The sequence below is a fragment of the Streptomyces sp. DS1-CR2 genome (genome assembly GCF_055760475.1).
Genome location: NZ_CM147085.1, coordinates 7,997,143 through 8,019,211, shown reverse-complemented (window position 1 = coordinate 8,019,211; position 22,069 = coordinate 7,997,143). Strand labels below are relative to the sequence as shown.

Annotated in this window: 19 protein-coding genes and 1 pseudogene; 6 read left to right on the top strand and 14 right to left on the bottom strand. The window is 70.4% G+C overall.

The genetic code is table 11. The features are described from left to right. Window positions 1-160: 160 nt before the first annotated feature. Window positions 161-871, top strand: a complete 711-nt coding sequence (locus tag ACY0PA_RS37435; protein ID WP_473081835.1) for a FadR/GntR family transcriptional regulator — start codon at window positions 161-163, stop codon at window positions 869-871. Window positions 872-893: 22 nt separating this feature from the next. On the opposite strand, the gene ACY0PA_RS37430 is transcribed toward ACY0PA_RS37435, so the two are convergent. After that, entirely contained in the window at window positions 894-1,586 is a 693-nt protein-coding gene (locus tag ACY0PA_RS37430) for a TetR/AcrR family transcriptional regulator (RefSeq protein ID WP_473081834.1), read from the bottom strand. Window positions 1,587-1,704: 118 nt separating this feature from the next. Between ACY0PA_RS37430 and ACY0PA_RS37425 the strand changes: the two genes are divergently transcribed. Both ACY0PA_RS37425 and ACY0PA_RS37420 read left to right on the top strand, forming a co-directional pair. Further along, window positions 1,705-3,183, top strand: coding sequence for an APC family permease (locus ACY0PA_RS37425; protein WP_473081833.1), 1,479 nt, complete (start codon window positions 1,705-1,707; stop codon window positions 3,181-3,183). 45 nt (window positions 3,184-3,228) lie between these two features. Further along, entirely contained in the window at window positions 3,229-4,881 is a 1,653-nt protein-coding gene (locus ACY0PA_RS37420) for an amidohydrolase (RefSeq protein ID WP_473081832.1), read from the top strand. Between the two features lie 7 nt (window positions 4,882-4,888). On the opposite strand, the pseudogene ACY0PA_RS37415 reads toward ACY0PA_RS37420, so the two are convergent. From ACY0PA_RS37415 to crcB (ACY0PA_RS37380), 8 genes and pseudogenes are all read right to left on the bottom strand, one after another. Beyond that, window positions 4,889-5,017 (bottom strand): annotated as a pseudogene (locus tag ACY0PA_RS37415) (SUMF1/EgtB/PvdO family nonheme iron enzyme); the annotation flags it as partial. 45 nt (window positions 5,018-5,062) lie between these two features. Further along, a complete protein-coding gene (locus ACY0PA_RS37410; RefSeq protein ID WP_473081831.1) occupies window positions 5,063-7,426 on the bottom strand; it encodes an alpha-L-fucosidase in 2,364 nt (787 codons plus the stop codon). Between the two features lie 247 nt (window positions 7,427-7,673). Beyond that, on the bottom strand, window positions 7,674-8,153 hold the full coding sequence (locus ACY0PA_RS37405; protein WP_473081830.1) for a GNAT family N-acetyltransferase: 480 nt from the start codon (window positions 8,151-8,153) through the stop codon (window positions 7,674-7,676). Between the two features lie 52 nt (window positions 8,154-8,205). Next, window positions 8,206-8,379, bottom strand: coding sequence for a hypothetical protein (locus tag ACY0PA_RS37400; RefSeq protein WP_473081829.1), 174 nt, complete (start codon window positions 8,377-8,379; stop codon window positions 8,206-8,208). Window positions 8,380-8,699: 320 nt separating this feature from the next. Beyond that, the gene (locus ACY0PA_RS37395) at window positions 8,700-9,476 is read right to left on the bottom strand and encodes a DUF4142 domain-containing protein (protein ID WP_473081828.1); all 777 of its coding nucleotides are present in this window, start codon (window positions 9,474-9,476) and stop codon (window positions 8,700-8,702) included. A gap of 114 nt (window positions 9,477-9,590) precedes the next feature. Next, window positions 9,591-9,965, bottom strand: a complete 375-nt coding sequence (gene crcB, locus ACY0PA_RS37390; protein ID WP_473081827.1) for a fluoride efflux transporter CrcB — start codon at window positions 9,963-9,965, stop codon at window positions 9,591-9,593. After that, complete coding sequence (locus ACY0PA_RS37385) at window positions 9,962-10,318, bottom strand: DUF190 domain-containing protein (protein ID WP_473081826.1); 357 nt, start codon at window positions 10,316-10,318, stop codon at window positions 9,962-9,964. The genes crcB (ACY0PA_RS37390) and ACY0PA_RS37385 overlap by 4 nt, the downstream gene beginning before the upstream one ends. Then, entirely contained in the window at window positions 10,315-10,800 is a 486-nt protein-coding gene (crcB, locus tag ACY0PA_RS37380; protein WP_473081825.1) for a fluoride efflux transporter CrcB, read from the bottom strand. The genes ACY0PA_RS37385 and crcB (ACY0PA_RS37380) overlap by 4 nt, the downstream gene beginning before the upstream one ends. 171 nt (window positions 10,801-10,971) lie before the next feature. Here crcB (ACY0PA_RS37380) and ACY0PA_RS37375 point away from each other — a divergent pair, with 171 nt between their 5' ends. Further along, window positions 10,972-11,553, top strand: a complete 582-nt coding sequence (locus ACY0PA_RS37375) for an HD domain-containing protein (protein ID WP_473081824.1) — start codon at window positions 10,972-10,974, stop codon at window positions 11,551-11,553. A gap of 39 nt (window positions 11,554-11,592) precedes the next feature. Beyond that, window positions 11,593-12,414, top strand: coding sequence for an SDR family oxidoreductase (locus ACY0PA_RS37370; RefSeq protein WP_473081823.1), 822 nt, complete (start codon window positions 11,593-11,595; stop codon window positions 12,412-12,414). Window positions 12,415-12,454: 40 nt separating this feature from the next. Here the strand turns inward: ACY0PA_RS37370 and ACY0PA_RS37365 are convergent, their stop codons facing one another. The 5 genes from ACY0PA_RS37365 to glgA form a co-directional block, all read right to left on the bottom strand. After that, window positions 12,455-13,966, bottom strand: a complete 1,512-nt coding sequence (locus tag ACY0PA_RS37365; protein ID WP_473081822.1) for an SDR family NAD(P)-dependent oxidoreductase — start codon at window positions 13,964-13,966, stop codon at window positions 12,455-12,457. A gap of 217 nt (window positions 13,967-14,183) precedes the next feature. After that, complete coding sequence (locus ACY0PA_RS37360) at window positions 14,184-15,590, bottom strand: wax ester/triacylglycerol synthase family O-acyltransferase (RefSeq protein WP_473081821.1); 1,407 nt, start codon at window positions 15,588-15,590, stop codon at window positions 14,184-14,186. 159 nt (window positions 15,591-15,749) lie between these two features. Next, the gene (locus ACY0PA_RS37355; RefSeq protein ID WP_473081820.1) at window positions 15,750-18,092 is read right to left on the bottom strand and encodes a GH92 family glycosyl hydrolase; all 2,343 of its coding nucleotides are present in this window, start codon (window positions 18,090-18,092) and stop codon (window positions 15,750-15,752) included. A 153-nt stretch (window positions 18,093-18,245) separates the two neighbouring features. Further along, entirely contained in the window at window positions 18,246-19,466 is a 1,221-nt protein-coding gene (glgC, locus tag ACY0PA_RS37350; protein ID WP_473081819.1) for a glucose-1-phosphate adenylyltransferase, read from the bottom strand. A 66-nt stretch (window positions 19,467-19,532) separates the two neighbouring features. Then, window positions 19,533-20,714 carry a glycogen synthase gene (glgA, locus tag ACY0PA_RS37345; protein WP_473081818.1) on the bottom strand — a complete coding sequence of 394 codons (1,182 nt, stop codon included), beginning with the start codon at window positions 20,712-20,714 and terminating at the stop codon, window positions 19,533-19,535. 159 nt (window positions 20,715-20,873) lie between these two features. Here glgA and ACY0PA_RS37340 point away from each other — a divergent pair, with 159 nt between their 5' ends. After that, a complete protein-coding gene (locus ACY0PA_RS37340; protein ID WP_473081817.1) occupies window positions 20,874-22,067 on the top strand; it encodes an RNA-guided endonuclease InsQ/TnpB family protein in 1,194 nt (397 codons plus the stop codon). Window positions 22,068-22,069: the final 2 nt, after the last annotated feature.

Genomic DNA, 22,069 nt, shown 5'->3' with positions numbered 1-22,069 from the left:
CGAGATCGAGCGACTTCTGGTACCTGATGGCGGAAATATTTATCAGACCACTTGGTGGCCACAACACCCCTCGTCGCCAACTTTTCCGCGTTTCGAGCCGTAGTGGTCGGACCACATCTCTGGCTAGACTGCGGCGCACCCGGCAAATTGAGGAGCGTCCGTGGAACAGACCGCCCCGCAGAAGGGCACCGTGACGCAGCGGGCCATCGAGCAGATCAAGGCGATGATCGGCGAGGGTCTCCTCGAGCCGGGTCAGCGGCTGCCCACGGAGCGCGATCTGGCCACCCAACTCGGCATCTCGCGCAGCTCCATGCGCGAGGCGATCAGGGCGCTCACCGTCCTCGGCGTCCTGGAGGCACGGCACGGATCCGGCATCTACGTCACGCAGTTGAACGCCGGGGATCTCCTGGAGACGTTCGGCGTCGTCGCCGATCTCTCGCGCGGGGCCCGACTTGTGGAGCTGATGGAGGTGCGCCGGGTGCTCGAGTCGACGGCCACGTCGCTGGCCGCGGCGCGTATCACTGCGGAGCAACTCGCCGAGGTGGAGCTGCACTTGGCGGCGATGGCGGCGACGGACGACCCCGAGGAGATTCTCTCCCACGACCTGGCGTTCCACCGGGCGATCGCCACGGCCGCGGGCAACGACACGATGGCCGCGATCCTGGACGGACTGTCCTCACGGACGTTCCGGGCGCGCGTCTGGCGCGGCTACCAGGAGGAAGGCGCGTTCGAGCGTACGGGCCGCGAGCACGCGCGGATCCATCGCGCGCTGGTCGACCGCGACCCGGAGGCGGCGCGCGCCGCGGCGGCGGCCCACGTGGGCGAGGTCGAAGCCTGGATGCGCAGCCAGCTCGACGCCGAACCGGCCTGACCGTCCCCGGCAAGAAGGAGGGTCAGCGCGGCGCCTGTGCCGCGAGCGCCGAGAGCAGGAGCCCGAGGGCCGTCTCGAAGGAGCTCTCCGCCATCAGGGGCAAGTGCCCACGTACGGCGGCCAGTTGGGGGTGCGTGTCCGCCGGGAGTGACTGGTACGTGTCCGTCCAGGCGCTGTGGTCCTGCGCCCGCCGCTCGGGCGGCAGCGCCAGGTGGGCGGCGTCGAGGGCCGCATGCCCGAGCGCCGTGTCGACGAAGGCCGCGTAGTACCGCACGGCCGTGGCCGCGTCGAAGCCCGCGCTCCGCAGCAGCCCGATACCGGTCTCCACGGCCCTGACCTCGTGGATCCGACGCGTCACCCGGTACGCGGCCATGGCGGCGATCCGCGGGTGCTCGCTGTAGCCGCGGTGGATCCGCCGCCCCATGCTCCGCAGGTCCGCGACCCAGTCGTCGCCAGGCGTGAAGCCGGCCATGCTCTCGCCGATGATCCGGTCGGCGACGGCGAGGAGCAGATCGTCCGTGTTGTGGAAGTAGCGGTAGACCGCACTCGGGTCGCAGCCGAGCGCGGCACCCAGCCTGCGCACGCTCAGCGCGTCGGGCCCGTGCTGCCCGACCAGACGCATCGCGCAGTCGACGATCAGGTCGCCGGAGAGCAGCACCCCCGACTTGGTCGGCTTGCGGCGCCGCCGCTCCACCGGAATCCGCCCCTCGGTCATCCCGAATCCCCTTCCGTCCGCGCTGCCCGTCCCCTTATGTCAACACCATTGACGCAACATTGACAAGGCCTGTTTGATCGCACCCTCCCTCCCCTCCTCCGGTTTCAGGAGTGTCCGAATGAGCAGCGAACCCCCTGGCCTGCGCCGTTCCCTCGGTGTCGTCGACGGCGTCGCCATCGCCGCGTCCAGCACAGCAGCCACCACCAGCATCGGGATCGGCATGGGTGCGCTCGCCGCGACGGTGGGCCTCCAGGCCCCGGCGATCCTGCTCGTGGCGTTCCTGCCGATCCTCGGCATCGCCTCCGCGTACGCCCGCCTCAACCGCTCCGAGCCGAACATGGGCAGCGGCTATGTGTGGGTCGGCAAGTCGCTCGGCCCGTGGCCCGGCTTCATCACGGGCTGGGTCACCCTGATCGGCACGGTCATCTTCATGGCGTACACCAGCGCCGTGACCGGGTCGGTCTTCCTCCAGTTCGCGACTAAAGCAGGCTGGCACCACGCCCTCGGACTCACGCTGGACCCGAACTCGACAGCCCTGAGTACGGTGGTCGGCCTGGTGGTCCTGGCCGTCGTGACGTACACGGCGATCACCGGCGTCCGCAAGGCCACCCAGCTCCAGACCTGGCTGCTCGTCTTCGAGTACGCGGTCCTGCTGGCGTTCTGCGGCTGGGCCCTGATCTCGGGCGGTCACGCCTTCCAGTGGTCCTGGCTGAACCCCCTCGCCATCCACGACGGGACGGCCTTCGCGCAGGGCCTCGTCCTCGCGGTGTTCTTCTTCTGGGGATGGGACGCGGCGTTCAGCGTCACGGAGGAGACGAAGAACGTGCGCGACGCCGGCCGGGGCGGCTTCATCGCGCTCTTCACGATGCTCGCGATGTTCCTCTACGGTGCCGTGGCCTTCCAGCGCGAGATGAGCCTGCCCGAGCTGGTCGCCCAGGGCCCGCAGGGCCTTACGTATCTGGGCGCGAAGCTCGCCGACGAGCCGTGGGCGACGCTGCCGCTGCTCGCGCTGATGTTCTCCGCGGTGGCCTCGCTCCAGTCGAGCGTCATCCCGACGGCCCGCGGCCTCCTCGCCATGGGCCGCGACGGCACGATGGGCCCGGTGTGGACCCGCATCTCGCCCCGCTACGGGTCCCCGGCCCTGGGCACGGTCCTCATCATGTCGATCTCCGCCGGGGTCTCCCTGCTCGCGCTGGCCATCCCCAAGCTCAACGAGATGATCCTCGCGGCCGTCAACTCCATCGGCCTGGTCGTCGCCCTGTACTACGGCCTGACGGCCCTCGCCTGCGCGGTCCGTTTCCGCACTGCCCTGCGCGGTCCGCTCTCCGGGGCGCTGCGCGCGGTCCTGGCGCCCGGGGTCAGCGGTCTCGCTCTCCTCGGGATCGGCGTCTACCTCGCCCGCTCGTACCTGACGATGAGCGACCGCTTCGAACTCAGCCCGGACAACGGGTGGTTCATGCTGTCGGTACCGGTCGCGATCGTCGCGTCCGGCCTGGTGATGGCCGCGTACGCCAAGTACGTGCGCCGCTCCCCGTACTTCGTCACGGGCAGCGGCACCGCGCCCGAGACGGCCCCCCTGGCTCCCGAACATTCCTGACCCGCACCACCCGGCCCGTCCGCGATCCCCAAGGAGTCACGTCCCATGCCCGATACCGCCCCCGCCGATCTGGTCTTCACCGGCGGCCCGGTCCACACCCTCTCCCCCGCCCGGTCGCGCGCGACCTCGGTGGCCGTCCGCGGCGAGCGGATCGTCGCCGTGGGCCACGACGAGGTACGCGAACTCATCGGCCCGGCCACCGAAGTCGTGGACCTGAAGGGCAAGTTGCTCATCCCCGGGTTCCAGGACGCGCACGCGCATCCGGTCGGCGGCGGCATGGAGCTCGGCCAGTGCGACCTGAGCGGGGCGACAACCCTCGACGAGTACCGGCGCCGCATCGCCGCGTACGCGCAGGCGCACCCCGGCACCGAGTGGATCACCGGCGGCGGCTGGTCGATGGAGGCGTTCCCCGGCGGCCTGCCCACGGCCGCCGAGCTCGACGCCCTCGTGCCCGACCGCCCGGCCTACCTCGTCAACCGCGACCACCACGGCGCCTGGGTCAACTCCCGTGCCCTGCAAGCCGCCGGGATCGACGCCCGCATGCCCGACCCGTCCGACGGCCGCATCGAGCGCGACGCCGACGGGGCGCCGACCGGCATGCTCCAGGAGGGCGCGGCGAACCTGATCGGCCGGCTGCTGCCACCCGTCACCCTGGAGCAGAAGGTCACCGGCCTGCTGCGCGCCCAGGAGCTGATGCACTCCCTCGGCGTCACCGCGTGGCAGGACGCCCTCCTCGGCGAGCATGCCAACCTCACCGACCCCACGGACGCGTATCTCGCGACCGCCGGGGACGGGCGCCTGACCGCGCGGGTCGTCGGCTCGCTGTGGTGGGACCGCGCACGCGGCACCGAGCAGATCGACGAGCTGGTGGCGCGGCGCGCGGCGGGCACGCGCGGGAGGCTGCGCTGCACGACGGTGAAGATCATGCAGGACGGCGTGGCCGAGAACGGCACGGCGGCTCTCCTCGGTCCCTATCTGGACGGCTGCGGCTGCGCCTCCGACAACAGCGGCATCAGCTTCGTCCCGCCGCTCGACCTGCAGAAGTACGTGACCGAGCTGGACGCGCGGGGCTTCCAGGTGCACTTCCACGCCCTCGGCGACCGGGCCGTGCGCGAGGCGCTCGACGCCGTCGAGGCGGCGCGGCGCGCCAACGGCCGCACCGACACCCGCCCGCACCTCGCCCATCTCCAGGTGGTGCACCCCGACGACATCGCCCGGTTCAGGGAGCTGGGCGCGACGGCGAACATGCAGGCGCTGTGGGCGGCGCACGAGCCGCAGATGGACGAGCTGACGATCCCGTTCCTCGGTCCCGAGCGCAGCGCGTGGCAGTACCCGTTCGGTGATCTTCAGCGTGCGGGGGTGACGCTCGCGGCGGGCAGCGACTGGCCGGTGAGCAGCCCGGACCCGATCGAGGCCATCCATGTCGCGGTCAATCGCGTCCTGCCCGACGCGGCGCCCGGCACCCCGGTGTTCCTGCCGGAGCAGCGGATCGGCCTGGACGCGGCGCTCACGGCGTACACGGCGGGCAGCGCGTACGTGAACCACCTGGACGATGTGACCGGCTCGATCACGCCGGGGCGCCTCGCCGACCTGGTGGTCCTCGACCGCGACCCGTTCGCGGCGCCCACGGAAGAGATCGGCGCGACGCGCGTCCTGGAGACGTTCGTGGGCGGCGAGCGGGTGTACGCCGCCGAGTGACCGGTTCCTACACGTCCGCCGCACACCGGAATCCGCAGTTCCCGCTGCTGGAGTCCGGTGTGTTGGCGGTACGCGCGGCCACACGGTAGCGGTTGCAGTACGAGTCGTGGCACATGTACGAGCCGCCCCGCATCACGCCGCCGCCCGCCGCCGCTCACTCACGGGTTCACCCCGGCACGCCTCAGTCCTTCCACTCCACCTTGAACACCCACACGTGCTCGCCCGTCGCGCGCGCCGCCGCCGGCACGTCCACGACGAACGACCCGCCGGTGGTGCGCCAGTTCAGCGGACGGTCGTAGCCGAGCATCGTGACCTTGTCCCCGGCCCTGACCGGGACCGCGGCCTCGACCGTGAGCTTCGCTCCCGGCTCGGCGAGCGAGTGGATGTAGAACGCCTCGTTCGGCCTGACCGTGAACCGCAGGTCCTCGCCGAGCTGCGCCATCCGCGACCAGTACGTGGTGTCGTAGACGGCCTCGCCGTTGGTCTTGAGCCAGTGGCCCGTCTCGCGCAGCCGGGTCTGCATGATCTCCGGGATGGTGCCGTCGGCGCGCGGCCCGACGTCGAGGAGGAAGTTGCCGTTCTTCGACACGATGTCGACGAGGCTGTGCACGACCTCCTCGGTCGTCATGTAGCGGTCGTCGGGCGTCTCGGCGTTGTAGCCGTAGCTGAACGGGTCGAGGCCGCGGTTCGACTCCCACTTGGCGACGACGGTGTTGTCGTACGTCGTGTACTCGGGCGTCGTGAAGTCGTGGAAGTCGATCCCGGAGCGGTTGTTGACGGCGACCTCGTACGGCCTCGGGCGGTTCTTGCCGTGGTTGAAGAACTCGGCGAGGACGTTGCGCGAGTCGTTGACGCCGCCGATGTCGCACCACAGGAGCTGCGGGTCGTAGTCGTGGATCAGTTCCAGCATCTGCGGGGCCTGGAAGCCCTTCACGTAGTCCTTGCCGGACGTGTAGCCGGTGTAGGGGACGGGCTCCAGGGTGTACGGGTTGCGCGGGGCGTGCCCCATCCACGGGTTGTCCGGGTTGAACCACTCGGGCATCGAGAAGTACAGGCCGCGGTGCAGCTCTGGGGTGTAGCGGCGGGACGCGTCGAAGAGCTCCTTGATGATGTCCCGCTTGGGGCCCATCTTCACGGAGTTGCGGTCCGACAGCTTGGTGTCCCAGAGGGCGAAGCCCTCGTGGTGCTTGGACGTGAGGACGTGGTACTGGGCGCCTGCGTCCCGGAACAGCTCGACCCACGCGCGCGGGTCCCACTTCTTCGCGGTGAACATCGGGATGAAGTCGTCGTACGCGAAGTCCTCGCCGTACGTGGCCTTGTGATGGGCGTACGTCGGGTTGTTCGGGTCCTGCATCTGGTCCCAGTACCACTCGGCGTACTGCTTGCCGACCGGCGCCCACGCGGGCACGGAGTAGACGCCCCAGTGGATGAAGATGCCGAACTTCGCGGAGTGGAACCAGTACGGGGCCTGGTGTCCGGAGAGCGACGCGTCGGTCGGCTGGTAGTCGGGGACGCCGAGCGTGAGTTTCCCGGTGCTGGCGGCGGCCTGGTGTCCGCGCCCGCTGGCGACGACCTTGCCGTCCTGGACCGTGCCGGGCGCTGTGCCCGCGCGGTTGCGGATGCCGACGCGGACGCGGGCCTGCTCACCGGGGGCGAGGCGCGTGACGAGGGCGGGCTCGACGGTGCGCGCGCCGGGCACGTCGACGCTGACGGTGAGGGCGTCGGCGGTGACGATGCCGACGGTTCCGGCGTTCACGACGGTCGCCTCGACGCTCTGCGCGCCGGTGGACTCGAGGAGCGAGAACGTGGAGTGCGCGTCGCGCAGCGCCAGTGCCCGGCCCTGCGCGGCCGGCTGGAGCGAGAGCGCGAAGACGTGCAGGGCGGTCTTGTTCGCCTCGGCCGGGTTGAGCTTCGGGAGGGTGATCGCGACGGCCTCGCGCTGCGGGTCGAGGGGTATCTCGCTGGTGCCGATACCGACACGGTTGGTGTCCTTGGTGCCGTCGGGCTTGTAGCGGTAGGCGGCGGAGAGCGGGCCGCTGCCCGAGTACCAGTCCGCGCCGCCGAGTCCGGCGCTCGCGGTGGAGCCGTCGGCGTAGTGGACGGTCGCGCTGCCGGACGCGTTGCCGTAGCTGCCCGCGGTGAGGAACAGGGCGGACAGATAGCGGCCCTTGGGCAGCTCGACGCGCTGGCCCATGGCCACGACGTTGTTCTTCGCGCCCGCCGCCGACGACGGGAACACGTAGGCGATCCCGTCGACTTGGACAGGCCCCGCGGGGAGTTCCTCGCCGGGGAAGGTGTAGCCGCTGCCGTCGAAGTCGCCTCCGCGGGCGTCCGCGGTGTCGACGCCGTCGTTGTCGAAGAGGGCGTCGAGCGGAACGGGCACCGGATCGGGGACGGGCCCCCAGACGGCGTCCGCGGACGCGGTCCGGGCGGTGGCCATCGCGTCGGACGCGGCGGCCGGTCCGGCGGCGGCGAGCGGTACCGCGGTCGCGGCTGCTACGGCCGCGGCCGTCCCGAGGACCTGGCGTCTTGGGTACGAACTCATACTCAGCACTCCCTGATGCGGCTCAAGGCTGGGCATTCATCGGAGGTCTGATGATGGTGGGGGTCCGTTGGCGCGTCAATGGGCCGCGCAGAGGCGGAAGTTGAGATAGTGATCCGATGACCGCTCATCGGCGCCGGGCCGTCAGCGGGCATCAGCAACGAATGTCCGAAAACGGCCGTCTGTCAGCGGGTGCGAAGAAGGCGCAAAACCGGTCTCCGGGAAGCTGGCACCCTCGGGAGCCGGCGCGTCACAGCGCGCGGTACATGATGTGCAGCCCCACCCGGCCGTGCCGGGCGTGCTCGTACGCGTCCGGGACCGTGCCCAGGATCGTGAAACCTAGGGAGGTCCAGAGGCCGACGGCGGGGTTGGTCTCGACGACCGCGTTGAACACCATGCCGCGGAAGCCGTCGGCCTTCGCGCGCTCCAGTACGTGCTCGGCGAGGGCGCGGCCGATGCCGCGGCCACCCTGGGCGGGGTCGACCATGAAGCCCGCGTTCGCGATGCCCGCGGCGGGACCGCCGTAGTTCGGCGCTACGTAGGCCGAGCCGACGACAACGCCGTCCGCCTCGGCCACGTACACGCGCTTGCCCGGACCCATCCACAGGGTCCGGGCCTGCGCCTCGGGGGTGTCCGGGTCCCAGGCGTACGTCTCGCGGGATCCGACGATCTGCCGCCAGAACGGCCAGACCTGCGCCCAGTCCTTGTCCTCCGCGTCCCTGATCAGCATGTACGTGAGTCTGGCACGCGGCCGTCAGAGGCGGTTACGGGGCCGGGGCCGGTCAGTCCACGCTCGGCAGGATGTGGGGCTCCGCGAGGTCGTCCTCGTAGCCCGCGAGTCTGATCGGGGCCGAGCGGGCCCACACGTCGAGACTGCCCAGCTTCTCGGGCCGCCGCCGCGGGCGCTCCGTGCGTTCTCGGGGGCGCTGCTCGCGATTCGTCTTCTCTGGTGTCACCGCGCACTCCTTGTGTGTCGGTTAACCCTGTCCGGCGCGTCCCGCCCGGCGTTCCCGTCGGGCGTACGGCGCCCGGTCGGGCTGGTTTCGATACCGGTTCGGGCGCGGTGGCGCCGGTTTTCTGCAGGGGCGGCCCTGGATGGGGCCGTCCCGCGACGGACCACGGGTGCTGGTTGGACCACGTAGTGCTGTCCGTCGGCTACAGACAGAATACCCATATGAGCAGGGTCCCGCTCGATGGGGCCGAAACCAGAGAGACGGCTGAGGGTCGCGGGGGATTCATTCGGCCACCGGCGACATGACACCCGACCGGGCGGCGACTACGTGGGGTCGGGCCGGTCCGTGTTGATCGATCGCCCCGGATCGTCGGTCGGCTCGGCCGACGGCTGGGACGTCACATACGGCGAGCCGGAGGGCTCGGCGGGGGGCGGAGCGGGCGGCAGCACGCCTCCCGGGGGCGGCGGTCCGGTGGGGCTGGCGGTGGCGGTGCCCGCGGCCTCGTTCGCGATGGCGTCGAAGTCCACGTCGCCCGTGTTCTCCAGCATGGTGATGTGGTCGAGGACGGTCTGGTTGGCGTCGGTGGCGAGCTCGCGGACAAGGGTGTTGCGGGTGGTGTGGCGGACCTGGGCGATCAGCGCGAAGACCTTGCCGTGGGAGTCGCGCAGCAGGTTGGCGAACTTGTTCTCGTAGTCCTTGCCGCTCGCGGCGGTCAGCTGGCTGAGCCAGCCCTGCTGCTGCGGGTTGGGCTGGTTCGGCAGCTCGACGCCGAGCCGGCCCGCGACCGAGCGGACGCGCTTGTCGAGGTCGGTGTGGCCGACGACGAGGTGGTCGCCCGCCATCCTGATCGCCCGCGTCGGCGCCCGCTCCATGGCCTGCTGGCCGGCCGGTATCTCCCAGAGCCCGGCGAGCCGCACCTTGACCAGGAAGTCCCGGTCGGTGGCCGACAGGGGACCCCACTGGGTGGCCACGCTGCCCGCGTTCAGATTGGCCGCCCCGGTGCCCGAGCGGTCGGCGTACGACCAGATCGGAAAGGCGAGCGCGCCCAGGGTGGCGACCAGGGCGGCGAAGATGAGCGCGGTCCCGTTGATGCGTCGCAAGCAGTCCTCCCGATACCGGCGTCAACTCGCCGCGGGGGCGAGCTACTTGTTGGTACGGGAGGGTACGGACGTGACAGGCGTGGCGTTCAGGGTTTCGCGCCCCCTTTTTTTGACCTATCCCCAGAGGGCGTCGGCGAGCGCGACCCCCGCGAAGGCGGCGCCGAGACCGACGGCGACACTAGCGGCCACGTTGGCCACGGCGAAGAGCCGCGCCCCGTCCTCCCCGAGCCGGAGCGTCTCGTACGAGAACGTCGAGTACGTCGACAAGGCGCCGCACAGGCCCGTGCCGATGAGCAGCTGCACCTGCGACGAGGCGGCGCCCGCGGCGACGGCGCCGGTCAGCAGGCCGAGCACGAGGCTGCCGCACACGTTCACCGTGAACGTGCCCCACGGGAACACGCTGTCGTGGCGGGTCTGCACGGCCCGGTCGGTGAGATAGCGCAGGGGTGCGCCGACCATCGCGCCTGCGATCACGAGCACCCAGTTCACGCCCGCGTTCCGCCGTTCTCCCGACCCACGTACCGGATGACCTCGCAGTCGTCGAGGACGACCAGGCCCTGTGACACCAGCTCGTCCAGCTCCGGCAGGAACGCCCTGACCCGTTCCTCGGTGTCGACGATCACGATGGCCACGGGCAGGTCCTCGCTGAGCGACAGCAGCCGCGAGGTGTGGATCAGGGACGACGCCCCGAACCCCTCGATGCCGCGGAAGACGCTCGCCCCCGCGAGGCCCGCCTTGTGCGCCCGGTGCACGATCTCGCAGTACAGGGGCTTGCGGTGCCACGTGTGGTTCTCACCGACGAAGACGGTCAGTCGCAGGGCACGCCCGGTCAGTCGCGTCATCGCTTCCTCCACGCCAGTACGCGGCGCGTCAGCGCCACTGCGAGCCCGACGGCGGCGAGCGCCGCCAGGAGCGTCGCCGCGAGATAGACCAGGCCCGTACGGACCCGGCCGCCGTCCACCAGGTGCTGGATGTCCACCGCGTACGTCGAGAACGTGGTGAAGCCGCCCAGGACACCGGTGCCGAAGAACGGCCGCACCAGGCGGTGCGCCGCCCACACATCGGTGATGATCACCATGAACACGCCGATCACGAAACAGCCGAGCGCGTTCACCCACATCGTCGTCCAGGGAAACGCCCCGGGCGACGTGGGCCACAGGAGCGCGGCGCCGTAGCGGGCGCAGGCACCTACGGCGCCGCCGAGCGAGACGACCGCCACGATCGGGCCCTGTGCCCGCAGCCCCGCGCGCCTCTGGGCCGGCACGCGCAGATCGACGTCCGGATCACGGGGTTCGTCCACCGCCGGGGACTGCCCACCTGTCATCCGTGCCCGTCTCCTTCTCGGCCCCGGCGCCGCGCCACCACTGAAGATCACTGCCTGCGGTCAGCCTATCGCCGGTCCGGACGCGCCGTTAATGTCCCGTTGTCCCCGGCGAAAGCTGGCCATGGTGTCCTGCCGGAACACCGGCTTACGGGTCCCAGGGAGGAGTCACACATGACACAGGTCGAGCTGCGCAGCGTCGACGAGCTGATGGATCTTCTGCACGCCTGCCGCGGCGCGTGGGACACCCCCGACCGCAGCGGCGACCCCGTCGATCTGCACGACCACGCGCTGCAGACCGCCGCGCTGCTGCGCCGCGGCCACCCCAGCGACAAGGAGCTCCAGCTCGCGGGGCTCGTCCACGACATAGGCCACCTGCTGCGCCCGGGCGACGACGCGGGCCACGCGGACACGGCGGCGTCCGCCGTGCGGGGGCTGCTCGGGGAGCGGGTCGCCCGTCTTGTGCGGCTGCACGTCCCGGCGAAGCGCTACCTGGCGACATCGGATCCGGCGCGCGGCCTTTCCCCGCAGAGCGCGCTGACGCTTCAGACGCAGGGCGGGCCGATGACGCCCGAGGAGGCGGCGGCGTTCGCCCATGACCCGCTGGCCGACGACGCGGTGACGCTGCGTCAGGCGGACGACGCGGGCAAGGTCGTTGGCCTCGACGCGGGGGTCATGGAGGACTGGCGGCCCGTGGTGGAGCTGGTTGCGCAGGGGCTCCGTTCCACCAACTTCACATCATCCCTACGTAGGTGACAGGTCGGACTGACGCCTCGTCATGAGACCGTACGCCCCATGACTTCGGAGCTCTCGCTGGAAGGCAGGGTGGCCGTCGTGACAGGGGGGTCGCGCGGCATCGGCCGGGCCGTCGCCGTGGCGCTCGCGGCGGCCGGGGCGCGGGTGTGTGTGACGGCGCGCGATCCGGACGGGGTCCGCGAGACCGTCGCCGCGCTGACGAAGAGCGGCGCCGAAGCCACGGGACTGGCGGGGTCCGTCGCCGACCCCGCGCATCTGTGGGAGCTGACGGAACGGGCCCTCGACGCGTTCGGCCGGCTCGACATCCTGGTGAACAACGCCGCGACCAATGAACCGTACGGACCGCTGATGGAGGCGGATCCGGAGGTCTGGCGCGAGGCGTTCACCGTCAACGTGGAGGCGCCGCTGCGGCTTGTGCAGTGCGCCTGGCGGGCCTGGATGTCGGAGCACGGCGGGGCCGTGGTGAACATCTGCACCGAGGGCGCCGGACACGTCGGCCCGCGCGTCGGCGCCTACGGGACGAGCAAGGCGGCGCTGCTGCACCTGACGCAGCAACTCGCGGGCGAACTGGCTCCGTCGGTGCGGGTCAACTCCGTATCGCCCGGGCTCGTGCGCACGCAGATGGCGCGCTTCGTGTGGGAGCACGCCGAGGAGTCCGTGGCGGCGGGGCTGCCGCTGGGCCGGATCGGGGAGCCGCAGGACGTGGCCCGGGCGGTGCGCTGGCTGGTGTCGGACGAGGCGGCCTGGGTGACGGGCGCCGACCTCCTGGTGGACGGCGGAACCCGGGTCAGGGCCGCGTCGCCGGACCTGACCGATTCCGTGCACCAGCAGCTCCGCCACCGGCTGCCGGACACTCGCTAGGGGCGTCCGGCGGATCAGGGCCGGACACCCCCCTGGCTCACTACCACTTGCCGGGCGCGTAGTCCTTCATGAAGACGCCGTACAGGTCCTCGCCGGCCTCGCCCCGGACGACCGGGTCGTAGACGCGGGCCGCGCCGTCGATCAGGTCGAGGGGGGCGTGGAAGCCCTCGTCGGCGAGGCGCAGCTTGTCGTAGTGCGGGCGCTCGTCGGTGATCCAGCCCGTGTCGACCGAGGTCATGAGGATGCCGTCGGTCTGGAACATCTCCTGGGCGCTGGTCCGCGTCACCATGTTCATGGCGGCCTTCGCGGCGTTCGTGTTCGGGTGCCCCGCGCCCTTGTAGCCGCGGCCGAAGACGCCCTCCATCGCCGAGACGTTCACGACGTACGCGCGTCCGCTGGACGCCTTCTTCGCGGCGTCGGCCATCACCGGGCGCAGCGCGCTGATCAGGATGAACGGCGCCGTGTAGTTGCACAGCTGGGTCTCGAGGAGCTCCACCGGGGAGATCTGCTCGATCGTCTGCACCCAGGTGTTGCTGTCGACGACGTCGGGGACGAGGCCGCCCGCGTCGATGGCGCTGCCGTCGCGGTGCCGGGCGACGCTGGCGTTGCCGGCGACCAGGGCGAGATCGGCGACTTTCTGGGCGTCGAGGCCGGAGATACCGGCGGGCAGCGCGGTCAGGCCGTCGACCGCGCCGGAGTTGAACGCGCCGATGACATGGTGGGCGGGGAGCTCACCGGCCGGCAGCGGGGCGCTCTCGCCCTCGACGAGGGCGGCGTACGCGGAGGGCAGCCGGCGTACGGTCTGCGTCGCGTTGTTGATGAGGATGTCCAGCGGGCCCTGCTCGGCGACCTGCTCGGCAAGCGCCACGGCCTGGGCCGGGTCCCGCAGGTCGATGCCGACGACCTCCAGGCGGTCCATCCAGTCCGCCGAGTCGTCCATCGCCTTGAAACGGCGGATGGCGTCCTTGGGGAAGCGCGTCGTGATCGTCGTGTGCGCGCCGTCACGCAGCAGGCGCAGCGCGATGTACATGCCGATCTTGGCGCGGCCGCCGGTGAGCAGGGCGCGCTTGCCGGAGAGGTCGGCGCGGATGTCGCGCTTGGCCCGGTTCACCGCGGCGCACTCGGGACAGAGCTGGTGGTAGAAGTAGTCGACTTCCACGTACCGGGCCTTGCAGGTGTAGCAGGAGCGGGGACGCTGGAGTATCCCCGCGAGCTTGCCCTCCTCGACCCGCGAGGACGGCAGAAGGCCCTCGGTCTCGTCGTCGATGCGCTCGGCGGAGCCGGTCGCGGTCGCCTCGGTGACGGCCTTGTCGTGGGCGGTCTTCGCGGCGCGGCGGTCCTGCCGGCGGCGCTGCTTCACGGTCCGGTAGATGCCGGCGGTGGCCCTGCGGACCTTGATCGCGTCGGGGTGGTCGACGTCCAGCTTGTCGAGCTCGTCGAGCACGCTCAGGCAGACGGCGAGCCGCTCGGGGTCGATCCCGGGGCCGAACGACTCCTGCGGCACCACCATGGCGTCGGTGGCGCCCGTCGGGCTGTCCTGTGTCATCGTCATCGCCGCTGCGTTCCTCGCGTCACTCGGACCGCGGCGTGCTGTGAGTGACCGCGGATACTCCCAAAAGGCGGAACCTTACAACCTGCTGTCGACATTCCGCCAAGTGGGCAGTTTATCCCGCTCCCGGGCCCTCCCGGGAACGCCGGTCCTTGACCTTGATCCGGTACGGCCGTAGTACGCGGCCCGCCCCTCCCCCGTCAGAACGGACCGCCCACCGTCAGGGCGTCCCCCGCACCGTCTCGCACACGCGCACCAGCGCCGCGAGCTCCTCGCGGATGCCGGTCGCGAGTACGTCCAGGTCGGGGACCGCGGCCGCGTCGGCGACCAGGCCGTAGTGGACACGCCCCCGGTACGTGGACACCGCGACCGCGAGGGACTGTCCCTGGGCCAGTGGCGCGAGGGGGTAGACCTCGGTGAGCGGGCAGCCGCCGAGCCGCAGGCCGAGGCTCGGCAGCGGCACGCTCGTGACGAGGATGTCGAACAGGAGCCGGGCAGCCTGGGCGACGACGGGTCCGCCGATCATGTGACCGAGCGGCGGCACATGGTCGGCGAGCAGGGCCACGGCGCCGGCGCCGCGCTGCGGGCCCGCGTCCTTGTTGTGGTCCATGGCCGTTCGGACCGCGCGCAGCCGGGCGAGCGGGTCCCGCTCGTCGACCGGCAGCTTCACCAGGTAGCCGGAGAGCCGGTTGCCCTGGGGGTGGGCCGTGCGGGGACGGCGCCGCGAGACGGGGATCAGGGCCCGCGGGCGCACGCCTTCGCTGCCGTTGCCGCGCTCGTCGAGCCAGCGCCGCAGGGCCCCGGCGACGACGGCGATGAGGACGTCGTTGACAGTGCCGCCGACCGTCTTGCGGACCCGGTGCACATCGTCGAGTTCGAGGACGACGCCCTCGGTGCTGCGGGTGCCCGTGGCGTTCGAGGAGAAGGCGGGCGAGGTGTGCACGTCCCAGGTGGCGCGGACGACGGAGGTGCCGATGTCGAGCGCCGTGACGGCACTGGAGGCGCCCTCCCGCAGGAGGCCGGGCAGCTTGCGCGGGTCGAGGTCGCCGAGCCGCAGGTCGCGCATGCCGGGGAACGGCAGCCGGAACCCGCGGGGCGCCTCGACGGCGGGCGCCGTCCGCGAGACGGGCAGGTCCATCGGGTCCATCACCCCGGCGGCGAGCGTCAGCGCCCGCAGTCCGTCGGCCAGCGCGTGGTGGAACTTGAACAGGACGGCGAACGAGGTGCCGTCCGCGCCCGGCAGGACGTGCGCCTCCCATGGGGGCCTCGCCCGGTCGAGCGGCCGCTCCATCAGGGCGCCGGCCGCAGCGTGGAAGTCCGCGGTGGGCTCGCCCAGCCGTACGTGGTCGAGCGGGTCGAAGTCGGGTACGGGCACGCGTGCCGCGCCGCCGACGGGGAACCGTACGCCCTGGATGCGCATGCGCAGGCCGGGGACCGCGGGGGCGCGGGCGGCGAGCAGCTCCACCGCGTGCTGGACGTCGCCCGGCGAGTCCGCGGCGAACACCCCCAACGCGCCCAGGTGCATCGGGTGTTCCGCGGACTCGATGTTCCAGAAGGCCAGGTCGAGTGGTGCGAGGAGGTCCGGGCTCGGCGCGGGCCGAGAGTGCTGGGACTGGTGAGAGTTCACTGAGGGCCGCTCTCGCGTCGACGTCGGGGGAAAGCAGTCAACCGCTCTCCAGTGATTACGGTCAAGTACGATCAAGCTACACACAGTAAACAACAGATTAAGACCCGCCCCTCCGATGAAGGGGCGGGTCTCGTGGTGCTGGTGGGGCGTGTGGTGCCGCTACTTCAGCGCCGGCGGCGCCGCGTCGGCGGAGGTGCCCCAGGTGGAGGGCTTGTCGCCGACCGTGAAGGACAACTCCCGCAGCCCGCGGATGTCGTCCGTCGTCAGATACGTCTTCCCCAAAGCGGTCCCGTCGGACTGCGCCGACTGGATGTACCGCGCCGAGTCCGAGGTCCCCGGAGCCTTCACCGTGAGGCGGCCCTTCGGGTAGTAGCGCCGGTCGAGGGTCACGTCCACCCGCTCGAAGACTGGGGTCGACAGGCCCCAGGTGTCCGTGCCGGGCTGGACCGGGAAGATACCGATCGACGACAGGACGTTCCAGGCGGACATCGTCCCGAGGTCGTCATTTCCGGTCATGCCGGTCGGGGCGTCCGTGAAGAGCGTGAGCGCCGCGTGCACGACGTCGGTCGTCTTCCAGGGCTGACCGGTCGAGAGGTACGTGTAGGGCGCGATCAGGTCGGGCTCGTTCTGCGGGTTGTACTTGTCCGCGTTGTAGTAGTCGTACGGACCGTTCACCCACACCTCGCGGGCGGTCTTCGCGGGGTCCTGCACCAGCCGGTCGTACGCGAAGAACGAGTCGAGGCGGTCGTTGGCCGGCTTGGTGCCGCCGATCAGTCCGACCATCCCGGGCAGGTCCTGCGGGACGAGCCACTGATACTGCCAGGACGTGCCCTCGTGGAAGCCCTCGCTCTTGGCGGGGTCGGCCGGACCCGTGAAGGTGCCCGCCGCGTCCCGCGCCCGGAAGAAGCCGGTCGAACTGTCGAAGATCTTCCGGTAGTTCTGCGCCCGCTGCGTGTACCGCGCCGCGTCGTCCTTGTGGCCCAGGTCCTTCGCCATCTGCCCGAGCATCGCGTCGGACAGCGCGTACTCCAGGGTCGCGGAGGCGCCGTGGTCGTAGTCGGAGTCGCCCGGCTTCACATGCGCGCGGTCCTTGATGTACGGCGCGAAGCCGTCGGCGATGTATTCCTTGTTGGCCTCACGGCCCACCGGCGCGGAGTCGGCGGGCGGGACTCCGTCTGCGTTCTTCTTCAGCGCGCGGTACGCCTGCTCTTCGTACCCCTTGAGCAGACCCTGCTGATAGGCGTTCGTGAGGAAGGGAGTGACCGGGTCACCCGTCATGATGTTCGTCTCGACCGTGCCGTAGCCCCACTTGGGCAGCCAGCCGCTCTCCTCGTCGATCTTGATGACGGAGATCGCCATGTCGCGGGACTCGCCTGGCGCGAGCAGCGACAGGAGCTGCGCCTGCGTGCGGTAGGTGTCCCAGAGGGACCAGTTCTGGTAGTACGTGTAGCCCTTGGCGCGGTGGATCTTCTGGTCCCAGCCGGTGTAGCGGCCGTCGACGTCGCTGCCGATGTTCGGCGCGAGAAACGAGCGGTACAGGGACGAGTAGAAGGTGCGGCGGAGCGTGTCGCCACCGCCCTGCGCCGTGACGTCGTCGAGCCGGTCCTCCCACGCGGCCTGCGCCGCGTGCTCCACACGGTCGTACGAACGGCCGCCCTCGGAACGGAGGTTGAGCGCCGCGCCCTTCGCGTCGACATACGAGATGGCCGTGGTCGCCTCGACGCTGCGGTCCTTGGAGGTGTCGAAGCGCACGAACGCGCCGCTGCGTTCGCCTCCGGCCGTCGACTCCTTGGAGCCCTCGGTGACCGCGTCGCCCTTCCATGTGCCCGACGTGGTGAACGGCCGGTCGAAGCGGGTGATCGTGTACACCGTGTACGGCTTCGTGTCCTGGCAGAAGCCACTGCCGGTGATGGCCGTGCGGACGGTGCGGCTGTCGAGGATCTCGACCCTGGTGTTCAGGGTCTTGTGCAGCGACTGGCCCGCGTTGATGAGGACGTTCGCCTTGTCGGTGGCGGGGAAGGTGTAGCGCTGCACACCGGTCCGCTCGGTCGCGGTCAGCTCGGCCTCGATGCCCGTCTTCAGACCGACCTTGTACGAGCCGGGGCTCGCCTTCTCGTTGTCGTGACTGAACTCGGCCGCGTACTTGGCGTAGTCGGTCGACGTGATGTCGCCGGTCGTGGGCAGCACGGGCAGATCGCCGCCGAGGCCGCAGCCGACGCCGGACAGATGCACGGTGGAGAAGCCGCGGATGCGGTTCTCCGAGTAGTCGTAACCCGTGTTGTGGCCCGTGTCGGGCGAGAACTGCACCATGCCGAAGGGCACGGCGGCGCCCGGGTAGGTGTTGCCCTCGTTCTCGGTGCCGATGAACGGGTTGACCAGATCGGTGAGCCGGCCCTCGTCGGACACGGCCGCCTGGGCCGACGGTACGGCGAGCGCACCGCCCAGGAGCGCGGCCGCCGCCACCGCCGTCCCCGCTCCGCGCAGCCGTTGGGTCCATCTCATGGCGAGACCGCCTCCTCAAGCACTAGACAACGTTGTCAGAACGCAGCGCGGTCATTCTTCTGGCGCGTGCGTGTACTCGTCAAGGGACACGACAGCGGGAGCCTGCGAACGAGTCACGGCACAGGGCACCCGCCGACGAGGGGTCAGGAACGGTCAGGCCAGGACCTGTCGGCCCTTCCCCAGTGCGATCACCCCGCCCTTCGACACCGTGTACAGCTCGGCGTCCCGCTCCGGGTTGACGCCGATGGCCGCCCCCGGCGGGACGTCCACGTTCTTGTCGAGTACGGCTCCGCGCACCACGGCGCCCTTGCCGATCCGTACGTTGTCGTGCAGGACCGAGCCCTGGACGACGGCGCCCTCCTCGACGGTGACGCCCGGGGAAAGGACGGAGCGGGTGACCTGGCCGCGGATGACGCAGCCCGGACTGACGATCGACTGGCCCGCGATGCCACCCGCGCAGAACTTGGCGGGCGGCAGCTGCCCGGGGTGCGTGTAGATGGGCCAGCGCCGGTTGTCGAGGTTGAAGGCGGGCTTGTCCGAGAGCAGGTCGAGGTGGGCCTCGTAGTACGCGTCGAGGGTGCCGACGTCGCGCCAGTAGCCGTGCTCGTGGGGCGTCTCGCCGGGGACGTGGTTGCCGTCGAAGTCGTAGAGCTGGGCGACGCCGCGTTCGGTGAGCATCGGCAGGATCGAACCGCCCATGTCATGAACGGAGTCGGGCATCTCGGAGTCCTGCTGCAACGCGTCGATGAGGGTCTTCGTGGTGAAGACGTAGTTGCCCATGGAGGCGAAGACCTGGTGCGGGGAGCCGGGGATGCCGGGCGGGTCGGCCGGCTTCTCGAGGAAGCGGTCCACGCGCGTGCCGTCGCCGGCCGGCGTGATGATCCCGAACGCCGAGGCGTCCGCGCGCGGTACGCGGATGCCCGCGACCGTGACGCCCGCGCCGCCCTCGATGTGCTGCTGGAGCATCTGGCGCGGGTCCATGCGGTAGACGTGGTCGGCGCCGAACACCGCTATGTAGTCGGGCTGTTCGTCGTGGACCAGGTTCAGGGACTGGAGGATGGCGTCCGCGCTGCCGAGGTACCAGCGCGGACCGAGGCGCTGCTGGGCCGGGACGGGCGTGACGTAGTTGCCGAGCAGGCTCGACATGCGCCAGGTCGTCGTGACGTGCCGGTCGAGCGAGTGCGACTTGTACTGGGTCAGGACGCAGATACGCAGGATGTCCGCGTTGACCAGGTTGGAGAGGACGAAGTCGACGAGGCGGTACGTGCCGCCGAAGGTGACCGCCGGTTTCGCCCGGTCGGCGGTGAGTGGCAGCAGGCGCTTGCCCTCCCCGCCCGCCAGTACGATCCCGAGCACCGAAGGTCCACCGCGCATCCCAGCCCCCAGCTTCACCTTGAGGATCCATATCGCTTCGAGGAACTGCTCCGACCTGCCCGTCTGTTACGCCTTCTTGACCGGCTGCGTCGTGTTGAGGATCTCGTCGTACACGTCGGCCGTGCGCCGGGCCACGGTGTCCCAGCCGAACTCGCGCTCTGCGCGCTCCCGCCCGGCGGCGCCCATGCGTGCCGCCGCGCCGGGGTCGCCCACCAGCCGGTTCAGGGCCTGTGCGAGCCCGCTCTCGAACGCCTGCGGGTCGCGCTCCTCGTAGGGCACGAGGAGGCCGGTCCTCCCGTCGGCGACGACCTCCGGGATGCCTCCGACGGCGGAGGCCACGACGGCGGTGCCGCACGCCATCGCCTCCAGGTTCACGATGCCGAGGGGTTCGTACACCGACGGACAGACGAACGCCCGTGCGTGGGTGAGGAGTTGGACCACTTCGGTACGGGGCAGCATCTGCGGAATCCAGTGGACGCCGTCCCGCAGCGCGCGCAACTCGTCCACGAGGGTGCGGAATTCACGCCCGACGGCCGGGGTGTCGGGCGCTCCGGCGCACAGGATCAGCTGCGTCGACGGGTCCAACTCCTTCGCCGCCCTGAGGAGATGGGGCACACCCTTCTGCCGCGTGATGCGTCCGACGAAGACGACGTACGGGCGGTCCTGGTCGATGCCGATGCGGGCGAGGACGTCCGTGGCGGGGTCGGGGCGGTAGAGGGCGGAGTCGATGCCGTTGTGGACGACGCGGACCTTCGCCGGGTCGATCGCCGGATAGCAGGCCAGGATGTCGTCGCGCATGGCTCCCGAAACCGCGACGACCGCGTCGGCCGCCTCGACGGCGGTGCGCTCGGCCCAGCCCGACAGGGCGTATCCGCCGCCGAGTTGCTCGGCCTTCCAGGGGCGCAGGGGTTCGAGCGAGTGCGCGGTCACGATGTGCGGGATGCCGTGGAGCAACTTGCCTATATGGCCCGCCAGATTGGCGTACCAGGTGTGGGAGTGGACGAGTTCGCGGCCTTCGAGCGCGGCGGCGATGGACAGGTCCACGGAGAAGGTGCGCAGTGCGTCGTTCGCCCCGTCGAGCGCCTGCCACGCGCGGTGGCGCCGCAGCCCCTCGGCACCGCCCTCGCCCCACGTGTGGACGTCGAGGTCGACAAGGGGGCGTAGCTCCCTTGCGAGGAACTCGACATGGACGCCCGCGCCGCCGTAGACGTCCGGCGGGTACTCCCGGGTCAGCAGTCCCACTCTCATCGGATACCTCCGTGGATACTCTGCCCTTCAGGGCGGAGAGGAATCGGATTTCTGCGGGGCAGGGCAACGGGCAACGGGCTGGGCTTCGCCGCCAGGGTGGATCGCAGTGCTTTGACCCGCGGGTTTGGGCGTCACGTGTGGCGACGGTAGTTTGCGAGTGTGACCACGAGCCAGGTGAAGCGGGCGTTCAAGTACCGCTTCTATCCGACGGATGCGCAGGCAGCGGAGCTGTCGCGCACGTTCGGATGCGTGCGGAAGGTCTACAACATGGCGCTTGCCGCTCGGACCGAGGCGTGGGCGCGGCAGGAGCGGATCAACTACAACCAGAGTTCCGTGATGCTGACGGCGTGGAAGAAGACCGAGGAACTGGCGTACCTGAACGAGGTCTCGTCGGTCCCGCTCCAGCAGGCGCTGCGGCACCTGCAAGGAGCGTTTGCCCACTTCTTCGGCAAGCGGGCCCAATATCCGCGCTTCAAGAACCGGAAGAAGTCGCGGAAGTCCGCCGAGTACACCACCTCGGCGTTCCGTTTTAGTAACGGTGAGCTGAGACTCGCGAAGATGAGCGAGTCCCTGCGCATCGTGTGGTCGAGACCGCTGCCGGAAGGCATGAGCCCCTCCACAGTGACCGTGTCGCAGGACGCGGCCGGACGCTGGTTCGTCTCCCTGTTGTGCGACGACCCCAGCATCACGCACTTGCCCACCTCTGATGCCGCGGTCGGTATCGATGCCGGTCTCGACCATCTCCTGACCTTCTCGACGGGCGAAAAGATCGCCAACCCGAGGCACGAGCAACGCGACCGGGTCGCACTTGCGAAAGCTCAGCGCAGGCTGGCGAACAAGGCCAAAGACTCGGCGAACCGGGCCAAGGCGCGGCGCAAAGTCGCCAAGATCCACGCCCGGATCGCAGACCGTCGCCGCGATGCCCTGCACAAGATCACCACTCGGCTCGTGCGTGAAAACCAAACGCTCGTGATCGAGGACCTGACCGTGCGCTCCATGGTCAGGAATCGGAAACTGGCCCGCGCCATCAGCGATGCCGCGTGGTCTCAGTTCCGGAGCATGCTGGAGTACAAAGCCGCCTGGTACGGGCGTGAGGTGATCGCGGTCGACCGGTGGTTCCCCTCCTCGAAACTGTGCTCCTCCTGCGGCACCTTGGCTGACAAGATGCCGCTCAGCGTCCGCACGTGGACGTGTGAGTGCGGCACGACCCACGACCGGGACGTGAACGCAGCGAAGAACCTTCTGGCCGCCGGACGGGCGGTTGCAGCCTGCGGAGCTGGTGTAAGACCTCAACGGAGTTCTCCGGGCGGGCAGTCGGCGATGAAACAGGAAACCTCACGGCGCGAGCCGTAAGA